The organism is Rhodococcus sp. NPDC060090, from assembly GCF_042729855.1.
In the GTDB taxonomy this organism is placed as follows: Bacteria; Actinomycetota; Actinomycetes; order Mycobacteriales; family Mycobacteriaceae; genus Rhodococcus.
Genome location: NZ_JBHWXB010000012.1, coordinates 63,572 through 79,331, shown reverse-complemented (window position 1 = coordinate 79,331; position 15,760 = coordinate 63,572). Strand labels below are relative to the sequence as shown.

The 15,760-nt window shown below is 66.1% G+C and carries 11 protein-coding genes; 10 read left to right on the top strand and 1 reads right to left on the bottom strand.

Annotated elements, in window-relative coordinates:
• Nucleotides 1-5 precede the first annotated feature (5 nt).
• From ACFWCF_RS17465 to ACFWCF_RS17425, 9 genes are all read left to right on the top strand, one after another.
• Entirely contained in the window at nucleotides 6-1,409 is a 1,404-nt protein-coding gene (locus tag ACFWCF_RS17465) for a MinD/ParA family protein (RefSeq protein WP_378563742.1), read from the top strand.
• Nucleotides 1,410-1,511: 102 nt separating this feature from the next.
• Complete coding sequence (locus tag ACFWCF_RS17460) at nucleotides 1,512-1,838, top strand: hypothetical protein (RefSeq protein WP_378563739.1); 327 nt, start codon at nucleotides 1,512-1,514, stop codon at nucleotides 1,836-1,838.
• A 43-nt stretch (nucleotides 1,839-1,881) separates the two neighbouring features.
• Nucleotides 1,882-2,619, top strand: coding sequence for a hypothetical protein (locus tag ACFWCF_RS17455; RefSeq protein WP_378563737.1), 738 nt, complete (start codon nucleotides 1,882-1,884; stop codon nucleotides 2,617-2,619).
• 3 nt (nucleotides 2,620-2,622) lie between these two features.
• Nucleotides 2,623-4,749 (top strand): hypothetical protein, encoded by a 2,127-nt coding sequence (locus ACFWCF_RS17450; protein WP_378563734.1) that lies wholly within the window; start codon nucleotides 2,623-2,625, stop codon nucleotides 4,747-4,749.
• Nucleotides 4,749-6,341, top strand: a complete 1,593-nt coding sequence (locus tag ACFWCF_RS17445) for a hypothetical protein (RefSeq protein ID WP_378563731.1) — start codon at nucleotides 4,749-4,751, stop codon at nucleotides 6,339-6,341. Before ACFWCF_RS17450 ends, ACFWCF_RS17445 begins: the two co-directional genes overlap by 1 nt.
• Nucleotides 6,342-6,523: 182 nt before the next feature.
• Nucleotides 6,524-7,831 carry an ATP/GTP-binding protein gene (locus tag ACFWCF_RS17440; RefSeq protein WP_378563728.1) on the top strand — a complete coding sequence of 436 codons (1,308 nt, stop codon included), beginning with the start codon at nucleotides 6,524-6,526 and terminating at the stop codon, nucleotides 7,829-7,831.
• Nucleotides 7,828-9,639: a type IV secretory system conjugative DNA transfer family protein gene (locus tag ACFWCF_RS17435; RefSeq protein WP_378563725.1), complete on the top strand. Its 1,812-nt coding sequence runs from the start codon at nucleotides 7,828-7,830 to the stop codon at nucleotides 9,637-9,639. Before ACFWCF_RS17440 ends, ACFWCF_RS17435 begins: the two co-directional genes overlap by 4 nt.
• Nucleotides 9,636-10,316, top strand: a complete 681-nt coding sequence (locus ACFWCF_RS17430) for a hypothetical protein (protein WP_378563722.1) — start codon at nucleotides 9,636-9,638, stop codon at nucleotides 10,314-10,316. The genes ACFWCF_RS17435 and ACFWCF_RS17430 overlap by 4 nt, the downstream gene beginning before the upstream one ends.
• A gap of 33 nt (nucleotides 10,317-10,349) precedes the next feature.
• The gene (locus ACFWCF_RS17425; protein WP_039583599.1) at nucleotides 10,350-13,364 is read left to right on the top strand and encodes a Tn3 family transposase; all 3,015 of its coding nucleotides are present in this window, start codon (nucleotides 10,350-10,352) and stop codon (nucleotides 13,362-13,364) included.
• A 23-nt stretch (nucleotides 13,365-13,387) separates the two neighbouring features.
• On the opposite strand, the gene ACFWCF_RS17420 is transcribed toward ACFWCF_RS17425, so the two are convergent.
• Complete coding sequence (locus tag ACFWCF_RS17420) at nucleotides 13,388-14,056, bottom strand: TetR/AcrR family transcriptional regulator (RefSeq protein WP_039583585.1); 669 nt, start codon at nucleotides 14,054-14,056, stop codon at nucleotides 13,388-13,390.
• A gap of 189 nt (nucleotides 14,057-14,245) precedes the next feature.
• Between ACFWCF_RS17420 and ACFWCF_RS17415 the strand changes: the two genes are divergently transcribed.
• The gene (locus ACFWCF_RS17415; protein WP_096824222.1) at nucleotides 14,246-15,757 is read left to right on the top strand and encodes an MFS transporter; all 1,512 of its coding nucleotides are present in this window, start codon (nucleotides 14,246-14,248) and stop codon (nucleotides 15,755-15,757) included.
• The last annotated feature ends 3 nt before the right edge of the window (nucleotides 15,758-15,760 follow it).

The following is a 15,760-nucleotide window of genomic DNA, read 5'->3' as shown; positions in this document are numbered from 1 at the left end:
GCGTGATGGCTGACATCGCTGATTACAACCACGAACCAACGGTCGATCCACGTCGATTGCGGTTGCGCACCAACCGCCCAGCTGAACCGGACACGCACGAGCCGGCGACCGAGGAGATCCCCGATCCGTACGGAGTCGGGGTGGACGCTCTCGCGGCCGCCGAAGGACAGAGCGTTCGTACTCCGACCCCAACTCCGCACGGATCACTGTTCGACGAGGCAACGTCCCCGGCATTGACTCAGCCTGCTCAGTGGGGATGGCGCGGACGAATCAATGCAGCCCTAGGCACGAAAATGGCACCCAAGCAGGACTCGACCGAAACCGGTTACCGGGCGGCGATCGAAGCGATCCAGCGCACCCTGCCGGGATCGGGTGTGGTGACAGTGGTCAACACCAAGGGCGGTGCTGGAAAGACGTCGACTGCGATCGCCTTGGGAGCGACACTCGGCAAACATCGCGGACGTGGGGTCGTCGCGGTGGATATGAGCGAATCCGGAGGCACCCTCGGCATTCGTGCTGCACGCACCACAGATATCGAGCGCACGACCTGGGACGTACTGGGCGATGCCAGCCGACTCGTCTCTGCCGAGGCCGAAGCCGGTGAACTGGCCTCGTATCTGCGATTGCAGCCCACACACGACGAGATCTTGGCCGGCGACACGGACGCCTCCTACGACGGCATCCTCGGGAAGAACGAATGCGCAGCTCTGGGCGCGGTGCTCCGACGCCACCGCGACCTGCTGATCATCGACACGGCCACAACTCCTCAGGCAGAAGCCTGGCAGTGGGCAGTGCACAACGCCGATGTGCTGGTCGTTCCGCTGCCGATGCGGCGAGACATGGCCCAGCACGCCTACGCGATGCTCGACGGCCTGGTCAAGCGTGGTCTCGACCATCTGGTGCGCACTGCGATTGTGCTGTTGTGCGCGACACCGGAGTCCGATCCGAGCCTCGAATCAGTCATCGTCGACGAGTTCGACGCTCTGGGCGTGCAGACCTACGTGCGGGTGCCGTTCGAGCCGGTGTTCGCATCGGGGGAGCGGATCACGCTCGAGACGCTGTCGCAGACATCGATCATCGCGTGGACGAATGTCGCGGCGATGGTGACCGATGCGTTGGCCGAGGCGATCAGTGAACGGCGAGTATGGCAGCGGCCGCAGCCGGTCCCGGTAGCAACCGAGGAGCCGGAAACTCCGACGTTCACGCCGGAGGAACCGGAGCCCACACCCCCACCTGCACCTGCACCTGAGCCGGTCGTACTCGTGACGGTCGATCCGGCCGCACTCACTGAATCTCCGGTAGAACCCGCAGCCGACGACCCGGAACCCGATGCCGAGGTACACCAACCACCGGTTCACTCGCGTCGTCCGCAGCCGCCCCAGCCGTCGAGCTTCAACCCCTACGCCTGAACTGTGTTTGTGAAAGGAATTTTGATGTCCCGCAATGATTCTGCCAGTTCGCTTCCTCGGAGGGCGGCACGTACTGCGACTGTGTCCGCGGTTGCGGTCGGCATGCTGTTGCTGACCTCCGGCATCGCTTCTGCACAGGGAGCCGAAAACCCGTTGGACGGCATTACTCCGAACCTGGATGTGTTCGGCGGCGCGCTCAATGATGTGTGGGCACGCGTGGTTGCCGGTATCTGGGCTGCGTTTTTGGCTGCATCCGGGATCAACTTGATCGCGGCGCTCTACAAGATCCGCAAGGCCCGAGCAGGGGGCTACCAGAGCGAGCTGAGCGATTCGATGGATTCCGCCAAGACCGCAGCGGTCGCGTTCGGTGCCATCGCCGCGGCAGGCGTCATCATGGGCGCCATTTTGTTCGTCGTCAACGGCAGCTGACCGGCCGCATCACCGAGCTCGATTCGACTTCTAGGAGATTCGCATGGCACCCGATTTCAGTTCGATCAAGCCAGGTTCCTCACCATCGGTGGCGGCCACATCCTCGAGTACCGCAGAACCGGGTGGTTGGAAAGGTGCGTTCGGCCGCATCCCCAACTGGCAGAAGTACGGCTTCCTCGCCTTCTTCGTTCTCTCGATCGTCGTGATCCTTGTGGCGGCGACGATGGGCGGTGGCGGAAGCACGAGCTCCGATACCGTGCGGACTGGTCACGGCCCGAACGAGATCACCAATGGCATCCCGCACGGCTACGACCACACGCAGGCTGGCGCACAGACCGCGGCCACGAACTTCGTCCAGGTAGCGAACCAGGTGTCTCTTGGACGCATCACCGCCGAAGATGCGAAGAGCAATCTGGTGGGCAGCGAGGCGACCGATGCCCTGACCGCTGTTCTCGACGACAGCGCATCGCAGGACGAGGAGACGGTGATGAACGTTCTCCCGGCATTGGTGAACGTCACCGACTATTCGGACGATCGCGCGGTGGTGTCGGTCTGGGCGGTCTCGGCAAGTCAAAACGACCTGAGCGGCACCGGCAACGTCAGCGTCATCACGATCTGGGCAACGACGACCGTGACCGTGCAGTGGGAGAACGACGACTGGAAGGCGGTCGACTGGTCATTCCGCACCGGTCCCGAACCGTCCGAGGTGTCGTTCCCCGAAGGTGATTCCACGCTGGCCGAGTTCGGCGCAAACGGCCTCTACACCTTCTTCGTGGAGTAGCTGATGCGAACCCTTGCCCGTACATTTCTTGCGGCGTTGCTGGCGACGCTGGCGCTGGCCTCGAGTGCTACACCGGCGTTGGCGCAGCCGCTCGATGCCGCCGCTGAGGGGTGGCCCGCCGGGATGCCCGAGGAACTGAAACAGTTCTTCCCTGGCCACCCGGAGTTCGACGCGGCCGGGTGGTCGACCGACCCGGAGTGCGCGGACAAGGGTGGCGACTACGGTCTGTATCTCGGCCAGTACCTCCGCTACGACCAGCGGATCATGTACTGGGCCGCGCCAGTGACACAGCGCGCCGCTCAATACTCGGAGCTGATGGGCGTCTCGGAAGACGAAGCCCGCCAAGCCGTGCTCGACGGTAAGGAGCCGACGACCTGGCCTGACTCCTTCCCCGCAGGCGACAAGAACTACTCACCTCCGGCGGGTATGTGCGCCGGTGACCTGGCGAAGTGGTCCGCACCGGCCGGAAACCACTGGGGTTTCACCTGGGCTACCAAGCCTGATGCCGCGTCCATCACGTCGATGAAGCAGCAGGAGTATGTGGACAACCTGCCCGACGACATCTTCGAAAATCCGTGCAGCGATCACGAGATGCTCTGCAACCGTGCATATTTCCTGGACTGCGACAAGGCAAACGCACTCAACAATGTGAACCAGTGCCGTGGTTGGAATATCCAAATAGGCAAGATGTTCGGCGGTATCTGGAACTGGAAGGAACAGAACAAGGACATCGCTGACAGGTTCGTGGATCTAGCGAACCTCGGTGGGGTCGTCCTTGAGGCGGTCACGCCGTTGCACATCAAGCTCGGCGTCAGCGCAGGACTCGCGGGTATTGACAACGCAGCCGCGACGATCGCGTTCATCAGTGATCCCGGCAACGTGATCGACGACTGGGCCAACAGCACCAAGGAAAGCGCGGTGTCACTGACCACCTCGGTCCTCGAGGGGTTGTCGAACATCAGCGAGTTCAACCCTCGTGATGAGAATTTCCTGAAGTGGTACGCGATCAGTTGCGGCATAGGCGTATTGGTCATGTCGATCACCGCCTTCTTCACGATCTACCGCACGTCCACACAGAAATCGACCCGAATGGAACTGGCCCACAGCCTCATCGGATACGCACCCATGGGGCTGGTCTGCATGATGTTCGCGCCGGCCGCCGCCGAGCTGCTGGTCCAGCTCTCGCACGGCCTCACCACAGTGCTGTCCGGCCTGCTGAAACAGGACATGGAGCAGGCCGTGGTGTCGGTGTCGACAATGCTCGGAGGTATCACCGAAGACACCCTGGTCGGCGGCCCCATCGCCGCGATCGTGTTCTTCGGTTTGCTGTTCCTCGGCGCGCTGAGCTTGTTCTTCGGCATGTTGATGCACGCAGCGGCATTGCCGATCCTGGCGGGTCTGGCCGGAGTTGCTTTCGGGCTGTGGATCCATCCCGTCCAGCGGAAGAAGGCCATGCGGCCGATCTTCGTGTTCGTCTCGATCGTGTTCTCCAAGCCGGTCATCTTTCTCGGCCTCGGGTTTTTGACCGCCGTGTTGATCGACAGCAGCTCGGGTGCCTACGTCGGTGGCGACCTCGCCTCGCTCGGAGCATTGGCAATGACCGCAGTGTGCATCGGCCTGGTCGGATTGGCACCGTGGTCGCTGCTCAAGTACGCCCCGTTCATGCCGTCGAGCGAGGATTCGGAAGGGTTCGGCGACACGGGATCTGCGACCGGTGAGGGGTTGGGCAACACGTTGCAGACCGCTCAGATGGCGATGATGGGGCGGCATGGCGGTGGTGGAGGTGGCGGTGAGATCGCCTCGGCACGATCGGCCAGTGCCGCACCGTCGCCGTCCGGCGGTGGTGGCGGTGGGGGGAGCTCGCATTCGTCGTCGAGCGGGTCGACGCACCACTCCGGAGGGTCCGCGTCCCACCACTCGGGTGCTGCCGCAGGTCACAGCGGCAGCGGTCACGGCGGCGCACACTCACGCAAGCTCATGTCCGCGGCCAAGGGTGCGTCGGGCACGCTCGCGACGGCCGGGGTCGGTGCGGTCATGGTGGCTGGCACCGTCGGCGGCGCAGCACTGAACAAGGCGGCGCAGGCAGCGCAGAACGCCCCTGAACAGGCCGACAACACAGGAGATCAGTGATGAGTGACAGTGAGCAGCGCACGTCGATCCTCGGCTCGGAAATCGCTCGTCGGGGACTGATCCCCGTTCCCGAGCCGGTGCTCGCTGCGTACGGAGCGGCGTTGGTGCTCTCCATTTTGCTCTTCATCAATTTCGGATCGACGATCTGGACCTTGGGCGGTGTCCTTGCAGTGGTGGCCACCACGTTGGGTGCGACCACCGACATCAACGGCCGCCGATCGTGGGCCGCAGAGAAGCTGCGCCGACTGCGTGACCGCTGGCGACGCAAGGCCGGTGAGCACATCTTCCGCGCGCCGGGCGACGAGTTGTACGGGGTGGCCGGGGCGGATCCGGGCTGGGAGCTTCCGGTGCCGCTGGGTGACGTCGTACCGCTGGATCTGACCGACACCGGCCTCGACGACATGTTCATCCTCGAGCACAAGACCCCCGGCGACAACAACTACTACTCGGTGGTTCTGTCGATCCAAGGGCTGGCTGAGGGGCTCCGCGGTGCGGCGGAGTGGGCGGTGACCTCGCAGGCGTTCTCGCGGGCGGCTGCGTCCTTCGCTCGCCGGTCCTCGCTGATCCGGGGCCTGGAAATGGTGCATCGGTCGGTGCCGGCGGATCTGACTCCGCATGTGGCGTGGATGGAAGGTGTCGTCAAAGCGAACCCGCACGTGGACCGGGTGCTGCCTGCGATCGAGTCCTACGGCCAGCTCATCGACAACTTGGCTCCCGAGTCGGAGGAGCATCGTTGCTACGCGACGTTGATCTTCCCGAAGTCGATCGAGCTGTTGTCAGCGGCCGGGGCGGTGTCCAAGCGTAAGGACGTGAGCGTCAAGGCTGGTATTGGCCAGGTCATCGTTGACGAGACGATGCGGGCGGTCGGTGCCCTACAGGCGGCTCGGCTCGGGCAGGTGCAGGTGCTCGGCCAGCAACGGGCCTGTGCGGTGTTCCGGGCGATGCTCGATCCGTCCTACGCGCTCGATGCCCATCGTGGCGCCAGCTGGGAGAACTGCTGGCCGTCCTATGTCGGTGGGGATCTGTCGGCGCGGGTATCCGACCGTTGGGACACCCGCGTCGGGTTGATCCGGCCTGGGTCGATCGAACCGATCCCGCTGCACGCGGAATGGCTCTCGCCGCTGTTGACCGGAGTCGATCCGGACCCCGGCGATCCGGTGGACGGGGTACCGGCGCAGCCGACGATCCGCACGGTTAAGGTGCGGATGGATTTCGTCGATGCGGTTAAGGCTCGGCAGGCAGCGCGCAAGGACGCTACCGAGGATGCGGCGCGCCAGTACAAAGAACGCAAGAAGGGCCAGGTCACCGACGGGGCTTCTGAGGTCATGGCATCGGCGTCGATGCGGCGCCGGGAAGACCTCAAACCGGGATCGGGCCACCACGGGGTGATCTGGTCGATGGCCGTAGCGGTCACCGCGCCGGATGAGGACGCGGTATTGCGGGCGTGTGCGCGGCTCGAGCAGGCCGCCGACCAGGCCGCGATCAAGGAATTCACCTGGTACGACGACAGCCACGATGTCGCGCAATTTCTCACAGTGCCACTCGGTCGCGGCCTGGCGGCCACCAAGTTCACGCGGATCAAGGGGATCTGATGCCATCACTGCGAAGTCGCAAGAAGCCCGCGCCGACACCGCCGGAGAACGCGGAGACTGCCTCGGCCATTGTTCCGCGGAGGCGGGCACCGAAGCGCAATAAGTGGCTCGATCGGTGGGGTTGGTATGAGCCTCGCCCTGAGGGGGTGTGGTCGACGACCCGCCAGTCTGAGGCGCTGAATTTGGCGACCACCCGCAAGAACGTGCGCCATGAAGGGCTGGTCTCCGGCCGGAACCTGATGTCGAATGCGCTGGTCATTACCGATCCTTTCGCCCTGTACGGCAGCGAGATCGAAAACATCAACGTCGCGGTGGTCGGCGATATCGGTAAGGCGAAGTCCTCGCTGATCAAGACCGCTCTCGGGCTGCGGCAGATCGCGGCGGGCCGACAGGTCGTGGTGATCGACAAGAAGCGTCAAGGCGATCGAGGTGGCGAGTACACCGAGCTGGCGAAAGCGCTCGGGGTGCCGTCGATCAAATTCAAGACCGGCGGCGATGGGGCACGTCTGAATCTGATGGACCCGGCGATTTCGTCGTCGGTGACCACGTCGGGCGGCATCGTGCCCGCAGGTCAGGAGGTGTTGATCGCCGCTGTCCTCGAAGACACGATGCAGCGAACGCTGGTGCAAACGGAGATCGCGGCGCTGAACCTGGCGTTGCGGCTGGTCAACGAACGGGCGCGTCAGACCGGCACCGAGCCGATTCTCCGCGACGTCGCCGACCTGTTGCTGTCCACTCCCGACGAGGCGACCGAGACGTTCGGTCAGGTGTGGGCAGAAGAGTCGCGCCGGTGGGGACGTGATCCGGGTTTGGCGCTGCGGCAGCTCTGCGACGGTGATCTACGCGGGCTGGTCGATCAACCGACCTCGGCCGATGTTCGCAATGCGCTCGATCATCCGCTCGTGCACTTCGACGTCTCCGAGCTGCCGAACAAGGGACCGGCGCTGCGGGTAGTGATGACCGTCATCAATACGTGGCTGTCGAATGTGCTGGCTGCGCGGTCGTCGGAGCGTAAGCAGACGGTGTTGATTGTCGAAGAGGGCTGGCACATCGCCGAGGGGTCGACCGGCAAGGTCTTCCGCGACAATATGAAGCTCTCGCGCGGTCTCGGACTCTCGACGGTCTCGGCGTTTCATCACATCGCGGACCTACCTCCGGATTCCCCGGCGCGGGCGTTGATGCAGGAAGCGGGCATCGTGTTCTTGTACGGGCAGGATCGCGTCGATGATGCCGAGCAGACGGTGCGGATGTATCACCTGCCCGAATACTGCGTTGATCTGCTGATGTCGATGCACAAGGGCCAGTGCCTCGTGGTGATGGGCAAGTCCGATCCGATGCTGATGAAGCACGAACGATCCCCGCTCGAGATTGCGCTGACCGACACCGATGAGGTCATTCGCGGCGAGTCGACCACGCTGGTTGAGCAGATCCGTCTGCCCGACATGCTCGAGCCAGAAGCGATCGCTGATCTGGTGGGGGCGGCGCAGTGACCGAACATCCAGAGATGAGGCCGGCTCGGCCGGTGATCCCGGTCGGGACCGGCCCGGTAGTGGCGCTGGTGGGTGGGGTTTTGTGGACGGTGTACGTCGGCGGCGCAGCCGCCGGGGTGGTCACCGGCGCGGGCCTGGTGTGGCCGGAGGGGCTCTACGGGTCGCTGGCGGTGATGCGGGCGTTGATCCTCACCCCGGGGGATCCGACCGTGGGCTGGCCGGAAGGCGATCGGCCTGGCTCGGCGACCGCAACATGGGTATGTCTGATCGTGGCGATGTTGCTCTACATGACCGCGGTGGTGATGATCGTCGGCGAGATCTCCGCACGTCAACGCGCCACACGTCGCCGACAGCAAGGGTTCGCGGACCCGGCGGAGCTGCGGCGGCGGGGGTTGGATCGCAAGAGCGCGGTCAAGGCGGCCAAGGCGAATCGGCCGAGCCTGAGTGATACACCGGCCCGCAAGCTCGACGCGCACGTGGTGGCGACACGGGTCGGCACGCTCTACGGCGAGCACAGCACCGATGCCGAGGTATTCACCCAGTACCGGGACGGCGCGCTGGTGGAGGGGCCGACCGGGTCGGGTAAGAGCTGGCGTTTGGCTTGGCAACGGATCGTCGAGTCGGTCGGGTTCGTGCTGGCCACGACGACAAAGCCGGATCTGTTGTGGTCCTCGGTTGGGCAGCGGTTGGCGGTCGGGCCGGTCGAGGTGTTCGACCCGGAGGGCATCACGCGGTGGCCGACGCCGATGCGGTGGTCTCTTCTGGCCGGCTGCGGTGACCCGGACACTGCGATTCGGCGTGCGGATGCGTTGGTGCAGGCTGTTCCGCTCGGAGATACCAAGAACGGCGGCTATTTCTCGGCGAACGCGGCGAAGTATCTGCGGTGTTGTCTGTATGCGGCTGCGGTGTCCGGTGGTGATGTGACGGTGTTCTACCGGTGGGCGATGCAACGGCAGGTGCCGAAGGTCAAGGAGATTCTGGACCGGGATCTGCCGACGTGGAGCGTGGAGTACTCCCAGCTCGGCGGGTCCGGCTCCGATTCGGTCGATGATGTGATGTCGACGGTCTCGACGCTGCTCGACCCGTTGGCCTCGCCGAAGTTGATGGCGGCAGTCAATGTCACGGCAGCGGAGTCGGTCAACATCGAGCAGTTGATCCGCGACGGTGGGACGCTGTATCTGCTTTCGGAGGGCTCGTCCGGTTCGAGCGCGCCGATCGTCTCGGCACTGGCATCCGAGGTGTATTACCTGGCCAAAGAGATTTCGCGGGAATTCCCGGATGAGCGGTTCGATCCTCCGGTGCGGCTGGTGCTCGATGAGGTCAACAACGTCGCTCCGATCCCGGATCTGCCGGACAAGATCACCGACTCCGGGGGGCGGGGTATCTCGATCTGGGCGTTCTCTCACGGTCAGGAACAGAACATCCGGCGGTGGGGTATGAGCGCGGGGAAGATGTTCACGACGAACTCGCCGGTGCGGATCGTTCTGCCCGGCCTCGGTGACGTGAACGAACTCGAGCAAATTTCCCGGCTGACGGGCGAGCGCGAGGAGTGGTGGTCACCGAAGCAGGCTCCCCGGCAAAGGAAGGTGATGGCCGACTCCGAGATTCGGGGGATGCCCGCCGATCAGGCGTTGATGATCTATCGCGGATCGGCTCCGATCCTGCTCCACCTGCCGCTGGTGTGGGACATCGAGCACTGGAAGAAGCGCGTGCTCGAGTCACAGGAGGTCTACGAGTGGATCTGCGAGACGGGCGAGCTGCCTGATTGGGCGTGGTCGTGCGCAAGGGGTGAGGTGGTGATCGGGTGAGCGGGTACCGGCCGGGTCGGCTGTCGTGGCGGCATCTTGACCAGGAGCAAGCGCAAGCGTTGTGGGTCGAGCTGATCGACTGGGTGGAGTGGTTTCGCGGCTGCTATCGGCTGACCGATCGGGTCAAAGGCTGCTGGTACCGGCATCCGAAGATGGTCGAGGAGCTCACTGCGGCGATGTCTGCGCACAAGGTGGCCTACGAGCAGCTCGCCGAGGAGGCGACGCATTCGTGGTCGCCGGGGAGCTGGCATTACCAGGTGTATATGCCGCTTTTGCAGCGTTTGGCGGCGAACTCGGAGGAGTTCGCGGACTGTATCGACGGGAACTGTGAACCGCCGAAAGTGCAGGTCAAGCTGTTCGACGGGGTGCAGGAGTGGATCGCGTCGGACATCGCGGCGCGACCGACACCGATCGCGGCGGCGGTCGCCGCGAGCGGATCGCTCCCGGACTCGGCTACCGGAGCGGGGTCTGCGGTGATCGACGCTGCGCGGATAGTCGATCTGATCGACTCCGGCGAGGCTGAACCGGTCGATCCTGACGACGAGTTCGGGCCGGTCTCATATGGGGTAGCCGTAGCATCCGCCGGAAATCGGGCGGATTTGGCGTATCCGACTGGTGGGCACGGGGTTTCGAGTTCGGCATGCACTGTCGACTGGTTGGTGCTTGACTGCCGATGATGATGTTGGTCGGTGCTGGTGGAGGCTGAGGTCGTGGCGACGCGGATGTTCGCGGACGAGGAGTTGGAACGACTGCGGGGATTCCCGGAGATCAGCCGCGAGGAGCTGTTCCGGTACTTCACGCTGACGCCTGCGGATCTGGCGTTCGTGGATCCGGGCCGGGGCCGGGGCCCAGCCGAGCGGCTGGGCTTGGCGATCGCGTTGTGTACGCTGCCGTGGCTGGGATTCGTGCCGGATCGGCTGGTCACGGCTCCGCCGGTGGCGGTGGCTCGTGTCGCCGAGCAGTTGCGGTTGGATCCGGTGGTGATCGGTGCCTACGGCAGGCGAGCCAAGACCCGCACCGAGCATGTGCGCCTGGCCGCGCGGTACCTGGGATGGCGTGCGGTCGGTGCGCTCGAGTTCAAGGAGCTCGATGAGTTCCTGCTCGCGCGGGCGATGGAGCACGATTCCCCGACTCTGCTGTTCCGGCTGGCGTGTGAGTATCTGATCTCGGCGAAGGTGATCCGGCCAGGCCCGGTCACCGTGGTCGAGCGGGTCGCCCACGCCCGCCACCAGGCCCAGACCGAAACCTATGACCGGCTCGCTCACGAGTTCACTGCGGCGCGGTGCGCGGAGTTGGACGGCTTGCTTGTCACCGACGCTTCGCTGGGGATCTCGCGGTTGCGGTGGCTGTCGACCGGGCCGGTGGAGGCCTCGGCGGCCGCGGTCCGCGCCGAGGTCGACAAGCTGGGTTTCCTGCGCGGGTTGGGCGCTGATCGGCTGGATATGTCGGTGCTGCCCGCCGAGCGGCGCCGGTTTTTGGCCACGATGGGCCGGCGCCTGAGTCCGCAAGCGCTGCAACGTCGGGATCCGCAACGCCGGTATCCGATCCTGCTCACGGTGCTGGCCCAGTCCGGCACCGATGTCCTCGATGAGGTCGTGGCGTTGTTCGATCAGGCGATCTCGGTGAAATTCGGTGCTGCCGAACGGAAGATGCAGCAGCGGCTGGCCGAACGAGGAAAGACTGGAGAGGACCGTCAGGCGCTGCTGGACGATCTGTTGGAAATCGTCACCGACCCCGGCGTTCCGGATGAGGAGATCGGTGCGCTGATCCGCGGCGAGAAGATCGGGTGGGAGCGCCTGCGCGCGGCGATCGCCCAGGCCAAGCCCAGGTTGCCGCGTGATCACGGGCATCTGGCGGCGTTGGATTCCTCCTACAACTACCTGCGTCAGTTCACCCCCGCGGTGCTCGAAGCGGTGCGCTTCTGCGGCGGTACCGCCGCGACCGAGTTGCTGATCGCGGTGAACATGCTGCGCGAGTTGAACGCGACCGGGCGGCGCAAGGTCTTCGATGACGCCCCGACCGGGTTCGTGCCGATGAAGTGGCGCGGCTACCTCGACGAGGCCCGCAAATCCGGCAGCGCGACCGCGTATCGGCACTACTGGGAGTTGTGTGTGCTGCTCGGATTGCGTGACGGGTTGCGCAGCGGGGATGTGTTCGTGCCGGGCTCGCGCCGTTACGCCGACCCGGCCGCCTACCTGCTCACCACCGGGCAGTGGGAACCGCAACGCGTTGAGTTCTGCGGCCTGGTCGGGCGATCCGCCGATCCTGGCGTCGCGCTGGCCACCGTGGTCGCCGAACTGCACGACGCTCTCGGTGAGCTGGAGGAGGTGCTGGCCGGCGGGGACGGCCCGGTCCGGCTGGACGAGGGCGGGGATCTGGTGATCTCGCCGCTGAGCGCGGAAGATGTTCCCGCCGAGGCGATCACGCTCAAGGCCGAGCTGACCGAAATGCTGCCGTTCGCGCCGATCGTGTCGCTGCTGATCGAGCTGGACAAACGCACCGGCTACCTGGACTGCTTCACCCACGCCGGCGGTCAGGCCACCCGGACGCCGGAGCTCAAACGCAACCTGATCGCGGTACTGCTGGCGCACTCGACGAACCTGGGGTTGACCCGGATGGCCGAGGCGTGCGGAATCACCTACGACATCCTGGCCTGGACCGACGAGTGGTATGTGCGCGAGGAGACCCTGCGCGCGGCCAACCTGGTACTGGTCGGCTACCACCAGCGGCTGCCGCTGACCGCGGTGTTCGGCGCCGGAACACTGTCGTCGAGCGACGGGCAGCGTTTCCCGACGCGCGGTAAGTCGACCACGGCGCGGCCGTTGAGCCGCTATTTCGCCAGCGAGGGCCTGTCGACCTACACCCATGTCAGCGACACCCACGCCACCTACGGCACCAAGGTCATCGTGGCGACCAAACGCGAAGCCCACTACGTGCTCGATGAGATCCTGGGCAACGCCACCGATCTGCCGATCACCGAGCACGCCACCGACACCCACGGGGTCACCCTGGTCAACTTCGGGTTGTTCGACCTGCTCGGGATGCAGCTCTCGCCACGGATCCGGGATCTGGGGCGGATCACCCTGTACCGGCCGGGCCCGCGCGCCGAGGCCGAGGCCCGGTTCCCGCACGCGGGCCCGCTGATGACCCGCAAGGCCAACCTGGGTTTGATCGCCGAGCACTGGGACGATCTGCTGCGGTTGGCCGGATCGCTGAAGTTCGGGCACGCCACCGCGTCGCTGTTGGTCGGCAAGCTGTCGGCGTCGGGGCGGCAGAACACCCTGGCCGCGGCGCTCAAGGAGTACGGGGCGCTGCGGCGCACCATTTACGCCGCGAGATACCTCTCCGATCCGGACTACCGGCGCAAGATCTCGCGGCAGCTCAACAAGGGCGAGTCGCTGCACGCGCTGCGCCGCGACCTGCTCTATGCCCATGAGGGGATGATCCGGGCGCGCCACCTCGAGGACCAGACCGAGCAGGCCTGGTGCCTGACCTTGACGACCAACGCTGTGATCGCCTGGACCACAGAGTATTACGGGTTCGCTGTCGAGCAGATGCGCCGGACCGGGCAGCGTATCGATGACGAGGTCCTGGCCCACATCAGCCCGGCCCACAGTGCCAACATCAACTTCTTCGGCGCGATCGAGGTCGACATCGACGCCGAGCTGGCCCAGCTGGGCCCGACCGGGTACCGGCCGCTGCGGGTGCGCGACACCTTGTTCTGACCGCGCGGAACCGGGGCCCGTGGTTACGGCGTGGCGATGTCGATAGCGGTGTCTGCTGGCGTGGGTGTTCGGTGGGCGGTGAGGAAGTTGTCGACGAGCCGGGTGCAGTCGTCGTGGTCGATGCTGCGTAATCCGGTGAGACGGGCGAACACGATCGGGCCGAGGAGTTCGATGATGGCGAAGGTGGTGTCGAGCTCGCCGAGCATCGCGCGGGCCTCGGGACTGGTGAGGATCTGGTCGAACGGGTGGCGGTACTGCTCGATGACGCGCGCGCGCAGCGAGGTGACCGCGGCCGGGTCGGGGTGGTCCTCGCCGATGGAACCCATCGCCAGCCAGGCCAGGGTGGTCATCTGCACCGGAGCCTGTTCGATGAGGTCGGCCTGGCTGGCGAGCAGCGCCAGGAGCCGCTCACGCACGGGCCCGGTGCCGGTCGGTGTGTCGACCTGGGGAAGTAGTCGTTCGAAAGTCGCCGCGAGCAGCTGGGTGGTGCTGCCGAAGTGCCGGTAGAGGGTGGCGCGGGCGACCTTCGACACGCGGGTGACCGCCTCGACGGTGACCGCCTCGACACCGCCGGTGGACAGCAGATGGGTGGCCGCGTCGAGCAACCGGTTGCGTGAGCGCGCCAGTCGCGGATCGGCCTGCTCGTCGTCCGCGGCGAGCGGGTCGGTCGCCGCCGGGCCTGAGTCGGTCATGGACGCGCCTTCCTCCGAATTCGTGTCGTTGAACTCTTGATATGGGTGAACTCTATCCCACCCCCCAACCACTATGATACGAATGGTCTCGTACAGATACCGTTGGTCTTCAAAGTCGGGGAGGTGCCGGTGGCCACACCCGGAACGGACACTGTCGAGATCGCCCGCTGGACCAGGGCCCAGTGGTGGATGCTGGCGGTGTCGTGCCTGGCGGTGGCGCTGGTGGTCGCGGCGATGGCGGCGTTGTATTCGGCGTTGCCGCAGATCGCGCTTGCGACCGGGGCCACCCAAGCCCAGCTGACCTGGATCGTCGACGGCTACACGCTGGTGCTGGCGTGTCTGGTGCTGCCCGCCGGCGCCGTCGGTGACCGTTACGGGCGCCGCGTGGTGCTGGTGGTGGGGTTGGTGGTGTTCGCCGCCGCCTCGGCGCTGCCGCTGCTGCTGTCCGACCCGGCCTGGTTGATCGCGACGCGCGCGCTGGCCGGGGCAGGCGCCGCGCTGGTGATGCCCTCGACGCTGTCGATCCTCACTGCAGGGTTCGCCCCCGCTCATCGCGGCCGGGCGGTGGGGATATGGGCCGGGGTCGCCGGATCCGGGGCGATACTGGGGATTCTCGGTGCCGGGGTGCTGCTCGAACGATGGTCGTGGCTATCGGTGTTCGTAGGGTTGACCGTGGCCGGGGCGGTGCTGGCGGGGTTGGCGTGCACCATCGCCGAGTCCCGCCAGCGCGAGCATCCGCAGGTGGACTGGGTGGGCGCGGTGGCGGTGGCGGTCGCTGTCGCGGCGATCGTGTTCGCCGTGATCGAGTTCCCCGCGCGCGGCTGGGCCGACCCGCTCGTCGCCGCCGCCGCCGGGGTCGGCGTGGCCGCGACGGCGGCCTTCGTGGTCGTCGAGCTGCGCTCGGCGGCGCCGCTGCTGGATGTGCGGTTGTTCGCCCGCCGTGGTTTCGGTGCCGGGTCGCTGTCGGTGACCATCCAGTTCCTGGTCACCTTCGGGGTATTCCTGCTGCTTGTGCAGTACCTGCAGCTGGTCTTCGGTTACGGGCCGCTGGCCTCGGCGCTGGCGTTGGCGCCGATGGTGGTGCCGCTGGTCGTGATCTCGGTGATCGCGCCGTGGCTGTCGAGCCTGGTCGGGTTACGGGTGATGACCGTGGCCGGCCTGCTCACCATCGCCGCCGGGCTGGTGCTGGTGAGCCGGCTGACACTCGCCGCGCACTACCTCGACCTGCTGTGGCCGCTGCTGATCATGAGCGCGGGCCTGGGATTGTGCACCGCGCCGGCGACCTATGCCATCGTCGCCGACACCCCCGAGGCCAAACACGGGGTCGCCGCCGCGGTCAACGACGCCGCCCGCGAGATCGGCGCCGCGATCGGGATCGCCGTGGCCGGCAGCGTGCTGGCCGCCGGCTACACCCACCGCATCCAGCCCGCCCTGCCCCAGTTGCCCGAGCCCGCCCGCGGCCCGGTCGCCGATTCCCTGGCCGCGGCGCTGCAGGTCGCCGACCAGGCCGGACCGGTGGCCGCACCGCTGGCCGAGTTCGCCAAGGCCGCGTTCGTGCACGGCAGCGGCCAGGCCGCGCTCGCCCTGGCCGCCCTCACCACCGTCGGGGCGATCGTGCTGGCAGTACTGGCCCCCGGCCGCGCACCACGCCGCCGATACATCTCGACCATTTCCCCCGCAAAACACGCTCCCTTCTCGTGAAAG

What these genes read in the sequence shown, in the direction of transcription:
- ACFWCF_RS17465 (WP_378563742.1), top strand. Translation starts at nt 6, where the DNA reads ATGGCTGACATCGCTGATTACAACCACGAACCAACGGTCGATCCACGT.
- ACFWCF_RS17460 (WP_378563739.1), top strand. Translation starts at nt 1,512, where the DNA reads ATGCTGTTGCTGACCTCCGGCATCGCTTCTGCACAGGGAGCCGAAAAC.
- ACFWCF_RS17455 (WP_378563737.1), top strand. Translation starts at nt 1,882, where the DNA reads ATGGCACCCGATTTCAGTTCGATCAAGCCAGGTTCCTCACCATCGGTG.
- ACFWCF_RS17450 (WP_378563734.1), top strand. Translation starts at nt 2,623, where the DNA reads ATGCGAACCCTTGCCCGTACATTTCTTGCGGCGTTGCTGGCGACGCTG.
- ACFWCF_RS17445 (WP_378563731.1), top strand. Translation starts at nt 4,749, where the DNA reads ATGAGTGACAGTGAGCAGCGCACGTCGATCCTCGGCTCGGAAATCGCT.
- ACFWCF_RS17420 (WP_039583585.1), bottom strand. Translation starts at nt 14,056, where the DNA reads ATGACCGACTCAGGCCCGGCGGCGACCGACCCGCTCGCCGCGGACGAC.
- ACFWCF_RS17415 (WP_096824222.1), top strand. Translation starts at nt 14,246, where the DNA reads ATGCTGGCGGTGTCGTGCCTGGCGGTGGCGCTGGTGGTCGCGGCGATG.